The following is a 16,552-nucleotide window of genomic DNA, read 5'->3' as shown; positions in this document are numbered from 1 at the left end:
ACCTATGTGTTTATATCTGTTAAAGAAAAAAACACCCTTTTTGGTCTATCCAGCAACATCAGTAAGGTTCTTAACCTCTTCCTAAATAATTCAGAGGGTTTACTGGTTTTCCTGCCCTTCTGATTTCAAAATGCACCCCCCAAAATCGTCTATCAATAACTCCCATTTCGGCAATAATTTGCCCAGCTTTAACTTTTTGTCCTTCCCTTACTAAATTATGTAAATTATTACCATAGGCTGTAAGAAACTGGTTATTATGTTTAATAATAATCAAGTTGCCATACCCCGATAAACCGTTTCCTGAATAAGCTACAATACCACTGGAAGCGGCTCGGATTTTCTCCCCTTTTTTACCAGCAATATCTATGCCTTTTTTACCCTGCTGTGGTGCAAACCTGGTGGCTACACGACCATTCACAGGCCAAATCCAGTGTTGATTAGCAGCTGATGGCGTCCACCTGTCTTTAGGGATAATTTTTGACGTCCCTTTTTTAATTGTAGTTCTTTTTGTTAAATAGAGAGGTTTTCTTGCGGTTTGCTGTCGATGAAAAACAGTTTTGTGAGGAACAGGAGCAGAACCTATACGCAGAACCTGTCCTACTCTTACTGTATAGGGGCTTCGTAAATGGTTAAAGGCTGCAAGCGCTCTAAAATCGGTATCGTAACGAAAAGCTATAGAATACAACGTGTCACCGCGTCGAACCGTATAGACAGAGGATTGCTTGCCATAGGGATGCCATTTCAGCTCTTCAACGGGTGCCAGGGTAGTTCTGGACTCACACCCTCCCAACAACAAAAAAAGCAATAATACACCTAATCTATACATCTTTGATTTCTCGCAATCACTACTTGTATACATTGAACTCTCCGATTCCATGCACACCATTTATTAGTCTCTTTAATGTGGGGTAGGCTTATTATTCCAGATTAATTGTTTCGACCCATGCAGAAAGTTGATCAAAGACTTTATAATGGGTTAAATCAAGTTGTAGGGGCGTGATTGACACATAACATTGATTTATTGCATAAAAATCTGTTCCTGGACCAGCGTCTGCCTCCATGCCAGGAGGTCCTATCCAATAAATAGGGCGGCCGCGCGGGTCATATTCCTTAATAACTGGCTCAGCGCCATGCCGTGTACCCAAACGAGTAACTTCTATTCCCTTAATTTTATCCAAAGGCAAGTCAGGAATATTCACATTGAGAATAGTCTGAGAAGGCAGCATATTTGCAGTTAACTTTAATACTAATTTACGGGCAATAATGGCAGCTGCATCATAGTTTTGAATATTATCACCAACCATAGAGAAAGCTATAGCCGGCAGGCCCAGAAAACGACCTTCTATTGCAGCAGCGACAGTGCCGGAATAAAGAATATCGTCCCCCAGATTAGCACCGTCATTAATTCCTGAAACAACGATATCTACAGCAGGTTTTAAAAATCCTGTCACAGCAAGGTGTACACAATCGGTGGGAGTTCCTTCAACGCTGTAATAACCATTATCCATTTGCCGAATACGCAGAGGCCGGCTCAAAGTTAGAGAGTTACTGGCACCACTACGATTTCTATCAGGTGCAATAACTATGGCCTCTCCAATATGCGACATTTCATTGGCTAAAGCACGTATTCCCGGAGAATTAACACCATCATCATTACTTACTAAAATTCGCATACCTTAACTCTCAGGAGACTCCAACCATCTTACAATCGCTAAACGTTCCGCCAGCTCTTTTTCATTTTTTTCGATTGAAATTTTAAGGCTGGATTGGCTGGGATTAGCTTTTAACTCCGCTTGTTGTTTTGCCAGTGTTTCTTGTAATGCCAAAATTTTTTTACCAAAAGCTTGGGGATTAGCTTGCAGCTGATAAGCTAACTGGTTAATGCCTTCTGCCAAAATGGTTAATTGCTCACAACTCATTTGTTGCGGCTTTTTATTAGGACAATCTTTTATTGCCTGCTGTAGAGCTTGTGGATTTCTACGGTAGTAACTTTCCTCATGAACCGCACAGGCAGTTAAAAATAAGGAGGCACAAACTAGGAGTAAAAAAACCTTCCCCATAAGCAATCTCTCAATAACATTAGAAGATTCCGATGTTACCATTTGTGTGGAGTGAACGCTATGTTGAAATTAATAAGCGCCGCTTCAAGCAGGGTTCATCTTAATGGGTCTCAAAAAAATTACTCCAATGGCAAGATTTAGAGCGTGCATAAATTAATTAGATTGAATAAATGAGAATGATTCGCTATTGTTAGCGCACCGAATTTTGTAAGATAGACTCATGCTAGATTTTAAAGTAGTTCGTGATGAGCAAACCGGGGAACTCATCATGGAAACCTCAATTTGCGGCAAACCCCTGTTAACCACACCTCAATTGAATAAGAGTACCGCTTTTACTCAGGAAGAGCGCCGAGCTTTTGGATTATTAGGAAAATTACCGCATCGCGTTGAAACGTTGGATGAGCAAGTAAAACGTGCCTATTTGCAATATTCCAGCTACAGTTCCAGGCTACAGCAAAATATTTATCTAAATAATTTACATGATAAAAATCAGGTTCTTTTTTATAAATTAATTAGTAAACACCTAGGAGAAATGTTACCAACTATCTACACCCCTATTGTAGGAACAGCAGTCAAGCGCTATAGCCATGAATATCGTCAACCTCGAGGGCTTTATATTGCTCATTCAGACAAAAATCAAATTGAAGAAATTATTAATAATCGTACAAATCCTGAGATTGATTTAATCGTTGTCACTGATGGAGAAGGCGTTCTTGGAATTGGCGATCAGGGTATTGGTGGTATGGACATCCCTGTCGCAAAATTGATGGTATATTCTTTATGTGGCGGCATTGATCCGATAAGAACACTGCCTGTGTTTTTGGATGTAGGGACTAATAATCAAAATTTACTTAATGATCCACTTTATCTGGGTTGTCAACATCCACGGATTAATACCGCAGAGTATGATGATTTTATTCATACTTTCGTCAATACTATCCATAAGCATTTTCCCAATGCCTTTCTTCACTGGGAAGATTTGGGACGCAACAATGCCAGACGCATTCTGGATAAATTCCACGATAAATTGTGTACCTTTAATGATGATATTCAGGGTACAGGCGCTGTGACTCTTTCTGCTTTGTTAGCAGCCTGTGATGTAACAGGCGTGAAGCTTGAGGATCACCGTATTCTTGTTTTCGGTGCAGGTTCTGCTGGCACAGGAATTAGTGATCAGATTGTTGACGCCATGGCTCGTCGCGGCTTAAGTAAAGAAGAAGCGTATGATCGTTTTTGGTTAATTGATCGCCAAGGTTTGCTAATTGATTCAGATCTTGAATTAACCGAAGCACAAAAACCCTATGCGCGTAAAGCCGCAGAGGTTGCTGATTGGGAACACCCGGGTAGACAGTATCCGTCGTTAACCGATACGGTGCGACAAATTAAACCAACTATTTTAATTGGTTGCTCAGCACAGCCTGGAGCATTTTCTCAGGATATTATTGAAACAATGAGTGCCACTTGCGAGCGACCAATTATTTTCCCTCTCTCTAATCCTGATGAAAAATGCGAAGCACATCCTGCTGATATTATGAATTGGAGCCAGGGAAAAGCGTTAATAGCTACAGGAACTGCCTTTCCTGCCGTTGAATATCAGAATCGTCTGTTACAAATTGCTCAGTGCAATAATGCACTGGTATTTCCGGGTATTGGATTAGGCATTCTGGCGATTAAAGCCAAAAGACTCTCAAAGGGAATGATTTGGGCTGCAGCATCGACACTAAGCGAACATGCGCCGAGTAAGAAAGACAGCTTTTTACCATTGCTTCCTTCATTGGATGATGCCCAAACTGTTGCCAAACAAATTGCCATTGCCGTGGCGCATACAGCAATTAATGAAAATCTGGCGCAGATCAATCAGAATGTCGATTTGGAGCAACTCATTAATGATCTATTTTGGGAACCCAGATATTTGCCTTTTAGAAAAACTGAATCATGTAAATAAAAAGAAATAAGTCCAGCTATTTCTTAGTGATAAACGCTTCCAATTAGTTAAAGGCTAAGAAGCTTGTCGCGATAACTATCGCGACAAAGGGGATTTTATAAGGGTTGAGGCACTTCTTGCTGGAGTCCCCCAACAACCCAGATATTTGTGCCATGAAACTTACGAAAATGCCAAATTTCATCCAAGGCGCTTGCAGGATCGTTGTTTTCTTTAATAGAACCAGTAAACCGCACACTGGCAATCGTTGAATCACTCTGCTCAGAAATATCAAGTAACTGGGCATTGAGAGCAACAACTTCTGTTTTGTTAGGCTCATCACCTCGCTCATCCAATTGCATCTTGATTTCGGCAAATACTTCTGGCGCTGTAAACGCTTGCAAATCCTGTAAGTTCTTTTGATCATAAGCAGTTTGCAAGCGAATAAATTTTACTTTCGCCTCACGTAAAAATTCTTCTTCGTTAAAGCCTGCAGAATTTCTTTGATAATGTCCTGAGGCTTGATAATGCATGGTATTGGCTTGAGCATTGGTTTGCCAGTTAAACGCTTGCTTTGAGGTATTCGCTGATTGAAATCCTGGCTGCATACGACGACGGAGGAAGTTAACAATAAACAACAATAAAGCGCCAACAATTAACCAAGACAACAACCCGCTTCCTAATCCATTTCCCATAAAGAGACTGGCTAAAAGACCACCTGCCAAAAGACCGCCCAACATACCACCCCATCTGCTTCTACTGGTTTGTTGATTGAATGACGTGGGTTTGGGCTTGGAAGCAAAAAGGCTATGATGGGAACGTTGCACGCCAAAACTTCTACCACCTCCAAAACGCTTTGCAGCAGCTTCATTAACAATTAAGCCAAAAGAAAGTAGGCCAATAAGTAACGATAAGATTAATGTACGCACGGTAGATCCTTTTTAAATAAACAGTCCCTATTATAACTGAAGGAATACCTCTTCCTGCAAGTGATAAGCAAATTAACAAAAAATTTATTCATCCTTAAACTTCCCAATTGTTCATTCGAGTTAATCCTTTCTGCTGATATTGACTTCTTAAAACCAAACTGTTTACTAACACTGTAAACAGTGCAGCTGCAATAGGAATAATTAGCATTAATTTCCAGGGAAAAGCAAAATCAAGCTCCAATACTACTTTGGCCAGATAATTATTAATAAGACTTGCTGTAAGAACTGCCATTAATCCGGCATAAAACCCGATAAGTAAGGATTCACTGCTTTGAATCCATAATAATTGGCTTTTCCCCATTCCCAAAATTTTAAGAATATGAGTTTCTTGCTGCTTGACTCCAGCGAATGAAAGCATTGCTAGTACCACTATAATCAGACCGACGAGCAAACCAAAAAAACTTATAAAATTAATTGCCTTCGCCGTATTTGCAAAAATGAACTGAATTTTTTCAAGAATGCTTGCAATATCAATGATGGTGATATTGGGAAATTGGACAACAAGCTCATTCAGCAAAGTTTGCTGTGCAGGTATTAAATACATGCTGGCAATATAGGTTTGTGGTAAATCATTTAAAAGGCCCGGCTTAAAGAGCGTAAAAAAATTAGGATTAAACGTAGCCCAGTTAACGGAACGCATACTGGTTATTACCGCAGTAATAATTTTATCGCCTATTCTGAAGCTGATTTTATCTCCTAGAGCCAGATTAAGCCTTTCCATCATCCCTTTTTCAACGGAAACCCAAGCCTTCTGCTGCTTGGGATCCCATCCTCCCTCTAAAATTTTATTACCAGGAGGAAGAGAGGTAGTCCAGGAGAGATTAAGCTCTCTTCTAAGCACATTGATTTTCTCTACTTTATCGCCAAAAATTTTTTGTACTGATTCATTGTTAATAGCAATTAAACGTCCTTTCACCATTGGGTAGAAAGCAGACACGTCAATCGCCTTGACTGTCAAAAATTTGGCAATGCGATTGACTTGAGTCGGCTCAATATTAATAAGGAAATAATTAGCACTATTCTCTATCCGTTGTTGTTGCCAGCTTTTTAAAAGATCATTTCTTAGTATAAATAAACTTAGCATAGCCGTTAATGCCAAACCGATGCCAATAACTTGTAAAGCGCTGTTACCGAAATTACGAGCAATATTGGCAAAACCAAAGCGCCAGTTAATATGGATATAATGTCTGGCTTTTGAAAGGCTATTAAAAATTAGCCATAACGAGCTAGTGACCAAACCGATAAAAAAACTACATCCAAACAACACAGTTAGGGTAAGCCGCCAGGAATTTGTGTAAAAATAAGCTAACAACCCCAGAAGCAAGAAAGCCAAACTATACCCTGACCAGGTTGTACTGGCAGATAAGTGTTGTCTGCGAAAAATATTGGCGGCGGTAATATGACGCAATTTCAGAATATTAATAGAAGAAAAGACCAGCAACACGATTAAGCCAATTGCCAAACTAAAAAAAGCTGGCTTTAATGGAATACGATTATCGAACTGCGGTAGTAATCCACGCAGCCATTGCATTAGTAAGGGTTGCACTGCATAACCCAGCCCTATCCCAAGGAGACAAGCCAATATCCCTAAAAGCAAAAGACTCCCTAAATAAATTTTTAAAATCTGATACTGTGAAGCACCAAAACAGCGAAGCACCGCTACTTGTTGCATATGCCTCATACTGTAGCGCATACTAGCCATACTAATAGCTACTCCAGCCAAAACCAAACTCATTAATGTGCCTAAATTAAGATAATTTAGGGTTCGCTGAATAATTTGGTGAACTGAAGGATTAGTGGTAGTGCTGTCTATCAATTCTTGTTGTTCCGTTAACTGAGGCATTATGTAAGCCTTTAATGCCATTAACTGATCCCTAGAACCCGCCAGTAACCAACGGTAAGCCACGTTGCTACCGGTTTGTACGACCTGAGTACCAGGGACGTCCTGCCAATTCATTAAAATGCGGGGGGAAATATTAAACCAGTCTCCTGTTTGACCCGGCTCTTCAATTAACACACCAGCTACTGTCAATGAAGCTGCACCAACCATTAACTGCTGCCCTACCTTGAGCTTTAAGGATGGAAAAAGTCGGGGAGCCAACCATACTGTTCCTCGTTTGGGTGCTGTAACTAACTTAATGCCGGGGCTATGTAACTGTGACGCCACTCTTAACTCCCCTAATAAAGGAAAAGGATTTTTAACGGCTTTCACTTGGGCAAGTTGCAGGTTTTCATTATGTTCTACCATCGTTAGAAACGATAAGGATAACGATTGTTTTAATCCCAAAGTTTGGGCTTTTTGAATCCAAGCTTCATTGATAGAAAAGCTGCTTTTAATTACCAAATCAGCACCCAGAAAATGAGAGGCTTGTTTAGTTAGTTGCTCATTGACTCGTCCCGCAAAAATGTTTAACGCACTGATACAGGTCATTGCTGTGATTAAAGCAAGAAACAGCAATGTTAATTCACCGCTTCGCCAATCACGAATAAGTGACTTGACGGTTAAGGGAATCTTTAACATAAAAGCTTTCCATCATTCAGGCGCCACTGGAACTGACAACGTTCAGCCAGTCTTTCATCATGCGTGACAATGACCAGTGTTGTCTTGTGCTGTGCATTTAAAGCGAACAATAAATCAGTAACAGTTTGACCTGTTTGCTTATCCAGATTTCCTGTAGGCTCATCAGCAAATAAAATATCGGGCTCAATAGCAAAGGCTCTTGCTATTGCAACGCGTTGTTGCTCCCCACCCGACAGCTGAAGTGGATAATGCTCTGCTCTGTTGCCTAAACCCACCTTATTCATCCAATTATCAGCTGATTTCAATGGATTTTCATAGTGATTAATTTCCAGCGGCAGCATGACATTTTCCAAAGCAGTTAAATTAGGAAGTAGCTGAAATGACTGAAAAATAAATCCCACTCGCCTGGCACGAAGTTTTGCCCGTTCATCCTCGCTTAATTTGGTAATTTCCTGTTCTCCGTAAAAAACCTCTCCGGTGGTAGGTAAATCCAGACCTGCCATAATGTTAAGTAGAGAAGTTTTTCCCGATCCTGAAGTACCAGTCACTGCAATCGTGATACCGCGCTTGATTGAAAAGCTGATATCTTTCAGGATATGAAGATCAAAAGATCCACTTTTTACCATAAAATTAATATTACTCAACCTGATAACGTCTAGGTGATTCATGAAAGATAAATTCCTTTTATTACTACTATTAGTTTTCATCATAGCACCTGTACAGGCAAAAACTATTCTTGTTCTTGGTGACAGTTTAAGCGCTGCCTATGGTATTAATACGCAAGAGGGGTGGGTGAACTTGCTTCATGCAAAATTGAAAGAAAATAACTACAATTACCGGATAATAAACCTTAGTACAAGCGGAGATACCACCAGTAACGGCCTGGCTAAACTCCCCCAAGCACTCAAACGTTATCAACCTGATATAGTGATTATACAGTTAGGTGCTAATGATGGCTTAAGAGGGTTGCCCGTTATACAAATGAAATCAAACCTCGAAAAAATAATTAAGACAAGCCAAGGCGCACATGCCAAAGTACTGTTAGTTGCCACACAATTACCCCCTAATTATGGTCCCGCTTATTTAAAAAAATTTGCAACTGTTTATGAGGAATTAGCTTATCAATACCAAATACCGTTAATACCTATGTTTCTGGAAGGTGTTGCAGGAAATTCACAATTCATGCAACAAGATGGTTTACATCCAAACAGCAGAGCTCAGTCTAAAATACTCTCTAATATTTGGGCCGTATTAGAACCTCTACTAACCTCTTGAGTATTTTGCTGCATTGATTCCTTCTCGACTCAACAAACACTCCATGCATAGTCAATACCAGGTCAAACACGCCACCTCATAAATCATGAGTTAAACGGTCTGCCAATGTAGGCCACATCATTTGGTTATTTTTTGCACAATTTATGCATCATTTATTTTGATGATGAAGGAATAATTTATGAAAAGGGGTATTTTACTACTCTGCTTTTTACCTGCAATTTTATTAGCAAAAGCAGAGACACAAAAAACCAAATATTATGGACCAGCCCTTTGCAACTATAAATTTTATACTTGCATAAAAGTAACACGGGGAAAAAATTGGCAGAAATTATTTCCTGATCCCATTCAAAGGGATTTGGTACAACGATTAAATCGCACCAATAACCGCTTATGGAATGGAAAAGTGTTAGCTGTGCCTAAAAAGTTGGCCACAGTCACTTTATTCGATTTATCGCCATTTCCCTTAAAAATTAATCCTTCCGATAATAAACAAATTATTGTTGATCAGACAAAATTAGCCTGGGGAGCTTATGATCAACATGGCTATCTAGTACGATGGGGCCCCATTTCCTCAGGCAGCGACAAATGTTCAGACAGTGAGGATTCCTGCCTGACATTAACAGGAATATTTGAAATCTTTGGCAAGGAAGGTAAACATTGTGTTTCAAATGCTTTCCCCGCTGGTCGTGGCGGCGCTCGAATGCCTTATTGCATGTTTTTTCATAAAGGTTTTGCCTTGCATGGCTCCGACGACATGCCTGGTTATCGAGCAAGTCACGGTTGTGTTCGTATGTTTATACAAGATGCTAAATGGCTGAATGAAAATTTTGTAACGTTATATGACCCCCAAAAGAAAACAGGAGGTACCGTGGTCATCGTGCTCCCACTGCTTAAGGAAAACTAGCGATGACTAAAGCAAAAACTTATTCTATCGGGTGTATTGTTGGTACACGTACAGAAATTATTAAAATGGCGCCCGTACTATTTGAACTTAAAACTGCACCTTGGGCAAAAACTTCACTGATAAGTGCTGAGGAATCTGAGGAGTCACTTGATAAGACCCTTTCCGTATTTAATTTGACTCCAGATTGTCAGTTAACCAGAACAACTAAAAAGCTGGCAACGCATGATTTTATTGCCACTGTTTTTCTTAAATTCAACGTGTTCTTTAAAAGACATTATTTTGACGCATTACTTGCAGCAGGAAACACGACCACCGTCTTTATTTCTTCTTTAGTGGCATTTTACCACCACATTCCTTTTGGTCATATGGAGGCAGGATTAAGCAACAACAGATTAATAAACTCTCTACATGAAAAGCATCAGGCCTTAACGACCTTGTTGTCAACCTGGCATTTTGCACCTTCTGTCCTGGAAAAAGAAAATTTAATGCAAGAACAAATTGCTGCAAATAAAATTTTTATCACAGGAAGCACTGTAGCAGATGCTTTGCATTGGATCATAAAAAATAAGGCTGAAACAAACCCAGTCAGCCCAATTTATAACTTTATTATTATCAGTACCCAACAAAAGGGCAAACCTTTAAGCGACATTTGCAAGGCAATTATTCAATTAGCTAACCGATTCGAGGATATTAATTTCCTATTTTCTTTAGCAGAGGCTTCCGAGTCAGAGCAATATTTTAAAAATATTTTCTCAAATCAACCACAGATTCATCTGCTTCCTCCCCTTAGATATGATGAGTTTGTCCATTTAATGCGACGTGCCATTTTATTATTGACAGATTCTATTACCATGCAAGAGGAAGCGCCGATACTACATAAACCGGTTTTAATTTTGGGTAACGAGAAGCCTCAACTTATCAAGGAAGGTATAGGGATGCTAGTAGGTACATCCACAAATAACATTATTCAGGTAACCAGCCAACTACTCTCTGATGGCAAATTGTATTTGAATATGACGCGTAGCTATTGTCCTGAAGCAGAGGAAGAGGCTGCTAAAAGGATTGTAGAAATATTGAAAAATGAACTATCCTATACCCGTGTATGATAAGGTTGGTGCTTGAGCATTAATAAACAGTACCGCCTTTAAAAGATTTTAATTTATAGCTCTTGTAAAATCTTTAGAAAGATCTGAGAATGAGTGCTACAATCTGATTTCAATTATAGGAAAAGAGTAACTATGTCAGAAAAAATGCGCGGTAAAGTAAAATGGTTTAACGATAAGAAAGGCTTTGGTTTCATTGAAAGCGACGGCAAGGATTACTTTGTACATTTCAGTGCAATTCAAAGCAGTGGTTTTAAGACCTTGTCTGAAGGTACTGCAGTATTGTTTAAAGCAGGACAAGGACAAAAAGGTCCTCAAGCTGAAGAAGTCGAAATCGCCTAATTGATTTCATTGCTGCACCTGATTGTTATCTGGTGCAGTCATTACTTTCATTCCTTATTGTGATGAAGACGGTTTATCGGTACTGAAATTTACCGTAACCTGCTTCAAAGTTCCCTTCTCTTGTTCCCATGGCCTGGCATATTTAAATTGCATGGTTGTACTTTGAGGATAGCTTTTTCCTTTTAGCAGCTGAAATGTGAACTGCATTTGCCCGCCAGCGCCTATTAATTTTGTTTTTGCTGCAAGATAATTACTGGATAAGAGTTTTAAAAATGATTTGTCATATTTCTCTACTGTCCATTGATATCCTGTTGTTGGATTAGCTGGCAGCGTTATGATAAATTCCTTTTGGTTCGGATTAACATTTAAAGACATAGTGTCAGCATGTGTGAAAGTTGCACAGGCTAATAATAAACTGCTCCATAATGTTTTCATTATCTCTTTCCAATTATTGATATTTTCTAATTATACTATAGTCAAGTATTTAACACCCTCTAGATTGTCTATCCGCTGAAAACAAATCAATTCATAGTACTTAATTCCCGAGATAGTTTGAGTTTGTTAAAGACTTTGCGCATTCTATTGACTAACCTTAAGCAAGACAATTATTTTCTATACTTTTGTAAATACATATGACTACTAATTCCTTAAAATTAAAACACTTGGATATTCCTGATCTTATAGACGCCGCTTTAAATTTACCCGCATCAGGATACATAAAACAAAGCAAAGACGGATTACTTTACCTGGACATAGCAGATAGCTATATCCATGCTCTCTATCCATTTTTAAAAAACTATTCTGCAGCCATTATTAAACCTGATTACTTTGGACAAAAATCTGCTGGAGCCCACATTAGCGTTATCTATCCAGAAGAAAACACAGCAAGTGTACAAGAGGAACTCGGAAAAACGCACCAATTTAAAGTATTACAGGTGGTTTCAGGGGATCTTGGCCACAAACGCTATTATGTGCTTACTATTAACGCCCCTACACTTATTGAAGTGAGGCAAAAATATCTGTTGGGTCCTCAGTTAAAATTTAAAAACCATTGGATTGATTTACACATTACGTTGGGAGTTTCCATGTGATAAGACTCTCTTTGACAACTAGACTAAGCTTCAAATGATAAGAAAACTTTATAAACAGTCTTGGCTATCTCTATAAAATACGATATAGTGATTTTTTATATAAACACTATATTTTTTGAACAATACTCCAATGTGGTCTAAACGCATCAACATCATCACTATCATTGCTCACATTATTATCGGCTGAAAAGCCGAATCATAACTTACGCCCCACATTTACCTATAACGTCCCTTCCCTCCTAAACAATGAGGCTGATATGTTTAAGAAAAACTTGACTTTTTTACCTACCTTTATGTGGTTTTTGCCGCTTTCCTTTTTTACTTATCAATTTATTTTGCGTCTTTGGCCCGGTTTAATGATGCAGCAGATTATGACGCAATTTTCTATTGACGCCAGTCATTTTGGTTTTCTCGCTGCTCTTTATTATTATGGTTATTCCGGGATGCAGATTCCTGTCGCTGTGATGCTTGAACGCTTTAATGTCCGTGGTATAGTATTAATTTTTGCGTTAGTTTGCGGCCTGTCCACACTGATCTTTAGTTATACTTCAAATTGGTATCTTGCCTGTTTGAGCCGATTTTTAGTAGGAGCAGGCTCTGCGGTTGGCTTTCTTTCAGTGTCTAAAGTGATTTCTCAATGGTTTCCTAAGCCTAAATACGCAAAGATGGTGGGCTTTTCCTTTTCTATCGGACTTTTAGGCGCTATCTACGGCGGGAAACCAGTGAGTCTCCTAATTGCAAGCTTTCCCTGGCAAAAAGTCGCCTTTACCTTGGCGGCTATAGCCATACTGTTAGGACTTGCGAGTTATTGCTTTCTGCGTTCACCCCATCAGGAAAAAACAACTACAACAGAACCTGCACAATATTTTAAATTTTCTTACTTTAAGACACTTTTAAGTTCACCAAGAATACTATTGTTAGCCCTGGCAAATCTTCTGATGGTAGGTTCTCTTGAAGGTTTTGCTGATGTCTGGGGCGTATCTTATTTAACTACTGCATTTGCATTGGATAAAGGTAGTGCTGCGCAATTAATTTCATTTATTTTCGTGGGCATGTTATTTGGAGGCCCTTTACTGGCTTTTTTAAGTAAGCACTGGGGTAATTATACAGTGATTGCTCTATGCGGGTTAACTATGGCATTGCTTTTTAAACTACTACTTTCAATTTCAACTTATAATTGGTATGGATTAGCATTACTATTTTTTATGCTCGGTTTGATGTGTTGTTATCAAGTTATTGTTTTTGCGGCAGGAGCGGATTTAGTCGACGCTAAACTATTAGGTGTAACAATTGCATTTCTTAATTGCATTAATATGCTAGGTGGGTCTTTTTTTCATACTTTTATAGGGCGAATAATGGATGTTTCCTGGAATGGGGCTTTAAATGATGAAGGACTTCACCTTTACTCCCTAGCTTCTTATCATAACTCCCTGATGTTAATTCCTACATGTGCCTTAGTGGGTTCTTGTCTCATTAGTATGATTGGGTTTCGTTTGCGCCATCATCGTATTTCTACCTCGCTATTTTAAAAACCCCCTGAATCCTTCTTTAAGTCCCTCACTAGAAGGATTCAAACTATCTTTTGGGGATTCCGCCTTAGTTTTGATATCATCCAATATTTTTTAAGAGTTAACCTTACAATGATGAATGAAATAATAAGAGAAACAATTCAAGGCTATCTAACAGAAGCTACAACAACTATAGATCAAACTGACCTTCCTTACAGCTACAACGGATTAAAAAAAGCTGCTCTCCAAATAGAATTAGAAAAGGAAGTAAAATTACTAAACGCTATGCTCTTATCAGAGTCATTTGAACAAGCATTTAAAGTGCGCTGCAGCCTACGTGAGACCGACACCCAAGAGACATTTTCATTCAAGATTTTACCTGAAAGCCCAGCGAATGAATTATATTGGAAAATCGCTCAACTTGTTTTTACACCCCAAACAACGCAAGTCATGTTAAGTATTTTGTTGCCCTCTGTTAATACTCATCTTCAAGTCACCATTCCTGACGAACTTCCGGATACTCTGTCGAAAAAAGAGCTTAGGCAATATCACAAGAGTTGGGAGCCACAATTACAAACAGAGAATTCACTGCAAAAATTCTCAGCTTCTCCTACCCTGAAGAAATTAAACGACTATCTCATTGTTGAGAATGTTATCCTGGATTTACAGGATATAGCCAATCTCCCTTTACGCACCCATTCCAAGCTACAAAACAAATTAAAGCGATTGAATCCTGCGTTGGCCAAAACGCTTTATGACCACAATACAGATTTAGCCTCTTTGGATGCTGATATCTCCCTGTTCAACAGCGCCGGTATTACTCCAAAAGAGGCTATTGAGCAACTTATTCAAGGTTTATGGTTGGGGAGTACTAAATTTACGGACAGTGATATTGCCACTAAAGAAGCCACAGAAGCTGTGAGTCGTTTTTTTAACTACTTTGAAGCTTTATCGCAAGAGATACAAGAAGAGTTAAAGGCCCTCAAATATGATGCCGACCATACTTTAGGCTACATTTTGGATACCAAGATCAAACAGGGCGAATGCGTGGAGGAGTCAGCTGTTTACCTCCAAGCTTTCCTTCGTGTTAATGACAAAAATAAATTATTACACGTATCTCCTAAAATGAGTGAAGAGGAATTAAACCGATTAGAAAAAAAATATAATTTTAAACCTTCCTCCTCTCGTCCTATTCTTAATGTCCAAAAAGAGGACTTAAAAATTCCGTTGCCCCCTCAATTAATTAAGCAAGCTCTTGAAAGGATGACTCTAACGCCTGAGAACTTGATAGCGTTAATTATTAATTTCCCACCTTCTTTCTATGAGATGCTTTGGCAAAGCATTGTTTTACCTGACCCTCAAAATAATTTAGCCGAACTGGCAAGTGCTATCGGACTTGGCTTTTTCACGCTACCACAAAGGCAGGCCACCATTAAGGCCATTTCAAGTCACTATTCGCGCTTTAACTTACAAGAACCTTTTTTCCATTGGCTGCTACAAACAGAAGACCTTGTACTAATCAATGAAACCATAGCCTCCTGGTCAGACGATGAAAAAATAAAAGCTTTAAAGGAAACTAATCAATCTGGGGAAACGATATTTGATCAGGCGATAGACAATCTGGACCTATTGAAAATTCTGTTAGCTCTTTGTTCAAAAGAGCAATTTCTTGAGATGATAAGAATACCTGATGAAACAGGACAAACTGTTTTGCATCGTTTCGTAAAAAAAGAAGAGGCATTAAAAACTGTTTTAACATTCCATCCAGACGTAGAACTTGTTAAAGCTGACTTACTACTGTTAGATAAGAAGCACCAAACTGTATTCCATACAGCAACTTGTAATTCCAAGTCTTTAGAAACTCTCCTGGCACTTTGTCCAGAAGAGCAACGTTTGCCTATCCTATTAAAACAAAATAAAGAAGGCCAAACAGTATTAGATAACGCTATCCAGAACCCCAAATCCCTGCAAGCAGCCCTTAGTCTCTTGCCACAATCACAATTCATACAAGTGGTGAGATCACCAAAAATATTAACTCAAGTATTAAAGAAACCGGACTCACTACTCATTCTGCTAGAGGCATGTCCTGAAGAACAACGTCTCGAGATGATGCAAATAAAGACTGAAAATGACCCACAAATATTGCAACAAGTCTTTGAAACTTATCATCCAAGAAAAATTTCAAAGCTTATTATGTTATTACCCATGCTCCATAGACTCAAGGCATTTCAAAGTATTCGTGCAAATCAAGACTCCATGAAGCTGTTAGAGATAATAACAACCGTTTTCCCTCATACAGATATTGTGTTAATGGACAAGATCATTCATGAAGACACCAGCTTACATAACCTGCTTCAACCCTTGAAAGAATATGGTCAACAACTTGCAAAGGAAGATACTGAAAAAGGAGAAACCGTCATTAAACTCGTCAATAAGTTAAACCAAACAATTAATGAATTTTATACTAATATCGTAGCATCAGATTCCGATGAGAAAAAAGGGCAAATTTTTGCAGCGTTTAAAAGGGATTTCAAAATTAAATTGCATAGCAAAGATGAAGAGATGCAGACACATCGAAAGAAATGGAAACCTATTTTAGCCAATATTTTATTAGGAATAGGAACGTTCGGAACAGCATTTTTAGCAATGCTTATAAAAGCAGCAACTGGATATTACAGTGGAAAATTACACTTTAATAATGTCTGCTTTTTTGCTCATACTCAACGGGAACAACAAATTGAGGCGACTCAACAACGACTTGATTCTCTCGATTGTATGTTATAAAACCTAAGAATGAAGTACTTTACTCAATTGGCATCTTATCTATTATAAGTTGCC

At 38.8% G+C, this 16,552-nt stretch carries 15 protein-coding genes; 8 read left to right on the top strand and 7 right to left on the bottom strand.

Going from position 1 to position 16,552, the window contains the following annotated elements:
* Window positions 1–70: 70 nt before the first annotated feature.
* The 3 genes from clem_RS05385 to clem_RS05375 all read right to left on the bottom strand — a co-directional run bounded on the left by clem_RS05385 (window position 71) and on the right by clem_RS05375 (window position 2,060).
* On the bottom strand, window positions 71–826 hold the full coding sequence (locus clem_RS05385; protein WP_408606890.1) for a peptidoglycan DD-metalloendopeptidase family protein: 756 nt from the start codon (window positions 824–826) through the stop codon (window positions 71–73).
* A gap of 91 nt (window positions 827–917) precedes the next feature.
* Window positions 918–1,673, bottom strand: a complete 756-nt coding sequence (surE, locus tag clem_RS05380) for a 5'/3'-nucleotidase SurE (protein ID WP_094090690.1) — start codon at window positions 1,671–1,673, stop codon at window positions 918–920.
* 3 nt (window positions 1,674–1,676) lie between these two features.
* Window positions 1,677–2,060, bottom strand: coding sequence for a hypothetical protein (locus clem_RS05375; protein WP_094090689.1), 384 nt, complete (start codon window positions 2,058–2,060; stop codon window positions 1,677–1,679).
* 220 nt (window positions 2,061–2,280) lie between these two features.
* Here clem_RS05375 and clem_RS05370 point away from each other — a divergent pair, with 220 nt between their 5' ends.
* Window positions 2,281–4,005, top strand: coding sequence for an NAD-dependent malic enzyme (locus tag clem_RS05370; protein WP_094090688.1), 1,725 nt, complete (start codon window positions 2,281–2,283; stop codon window positions 4,003–4,005).
* 95 nt (window positions 4,006–4,100) lie between these two features.
* On the opposite strand, the gene clem_RS05365 is transcribed toward clem_RS05370, so the two are convergent.
* The 3 genes from clem_RS05365 to clem_RS05355 all read right to left on the bottom strand — a co-directional run bounded on the left by clem_RS05365 (window position 4,101) and on the right by clem_RS05355 (window position 8,159).
* Window positions 4,101–4,910 (bottom strand): Tim44 domain-containing protein, encoded by an 810-nt coding sequence (locus clem_RS05365; RefSeq protein WP_094090687.1) that lies wholly within the window; start codon window positions 4,908–4,910, stop codon window positions 4,101–4,103.
* A 94-nt stretch (window positions 4,911–5,004) separates the two neighbouring features.
* Window positions 5,005–7,491 carry an ABC transporter permease gene (locus clem_RS05360; RefSeq protein WP_094090686.1) on the bottom strand — a complete coding sequence of 829 codons (2,487 nt, stop codon included), beginning with the start codon at window positions 7,489–7,491 and terminating at the stop codon, window positions 5,005–5,007.
* A complete protein-coding gene (locus clem_RS05355; RefSeq protein WP_094090685.1) occupies window positions 7,485–8,159 on the bottom strand; it encodes an ABC transporter ATP-binding protein in 675 nt (224 codons plus the stop codon). The genes clem_RS05360 and clem_RS05355 overlap by 7 nt, the downstream gene beginning before the upstream one ends.
* Here clem_RS05355 and clem_RS05350 point away from each other — a divergent pair.
* The 4 genes from clem_RS05350 to clem_RS05335 all read left to right on the top strand — a co-directional run bounded on the left by clem_RS05350 (window position 8,158) and on the right by clem_RS05335 (window position 11,115).
* Window positions 8,158–8,766, top strand: a complete 609-nt coding sequence (locus tag clem_RS05350) for an arylesterase (RefSeq protein WP_094090684.1) — start codon at window positions 8,158–8,160, stop codon at window positions 8,764–8,766. The two genes, clem_RS05355 and clem_RS05350, sit on opposite strands and share 2 nt — an antisense overlap.
* 178 nt (window positions 8,767–8,944) lie before the next feature.
* The gene (locus clem_RS05345; protein ID WP_094090683.1) at window positions 8,945–9,670 is read left to right on the top strand and encodes a L,D-transpeptidase; all 726 of its coding nucleotides are present in this window, start codon (window positions 8,945–8,947) and stop codon (window positions 9,668–9,670) included.
* Between the two features lie 2 nt (window positions 9,671–9,672).
* Window positions 9,673–10,776 (top strand): non-hydrolyzing UDP-N-acetylglucosamine 2-epimerase, encoded by a 1,104-nt coding sequence (gene wecB / locus clem_RS05340; RefSeq protein WP_094090682.1) that lies wholly within the window; start codon window positions 9,673–9,675, stop codon window positions 10,774–10,776.
* Between the two features lie 132 nt (window positions 10,777–10,908).
* Entirely contained in the window at window positions 10,909–11,115 is a 207-nt protein-coding gene (locus clem_RS05335) for a cold-shock protein (RefSeq protein WP_094090681.1), read from the top strand.
* 54 nt (window positions 11,116–11,169) lie between these two features.
* Here the strand turns inward: clem_RS05335 and clem_RS05330 are convergent, their stop codons facing one another.
* The gene (locus tag clem_RS05330) at window positions 11,170–11,550 is read right to left on the bottom strand and encodes a protease inhibitor I42 family protein (protein ID WP_094090680.1); all 381 of its coding nucleotides are present in this window, start codon (window positions 11,548–11,550) and stop codon (window positions 11,170–11,172) included.
* Window positions 11,551–11,747: 197 nt separating this feature from the next.
* Between clem_RS05330 and clem_RS05325 the strand changes: the two genes are divergently transcribed.
* The 3 genes from clem_RS05325 (at window position 11,748) to clem_RS05315 (ending at window position 16,498) form a co-directional block, all read left to right on the top strand.
* Entirely contained in the window at window positions 11,748–12,206 is a 459-nt protein-coding gene (locus tag clem_RS05325; protein WP_094090679.1) for a hypothetical protein, read from the top strand.
* Between the two features lie 257 nt (window positions 12,207–12,463).
* A complete protein-coding gene (locus tag clem_RS05320) occupies window positions 12,464–13,735 on the top strand; it encodes an MFS transporter (RefSeq protein ID WP_094090678.1) in 1,272 nt (423 codons plus the stop codon).
* A 111-nt stretch (window positions 13,736–13,846) separates the two neighbouring features.
* Window positions 13,847–16,498: an ankyrin repeat domain-containing protein gene (locus clem_RS05315; RefSeq protein ID WP_094090677.1), complete on the top strand. Its 2,652-nt coding sequence runs from the start codon at window positions 13,847–13,849 to the stop codon at window positions 16,496–16,498.
* Window positions 16,499–16,552: the final 54 nt, after the last annotated feature.

The organism is Legionella clemsonensis (assembly GCF_002240035.1).
GTDB classification, from domain to species: domain Bacteria; phylum Pseudomonadota; class Gammaproteobacteria; order Legionellales; family Legionellaceae; genus Tatlockia; species Tatlockia clemsonensis.
This window is presented reverse-complemented; position numbering and strand designations above follow the sequence as displayed.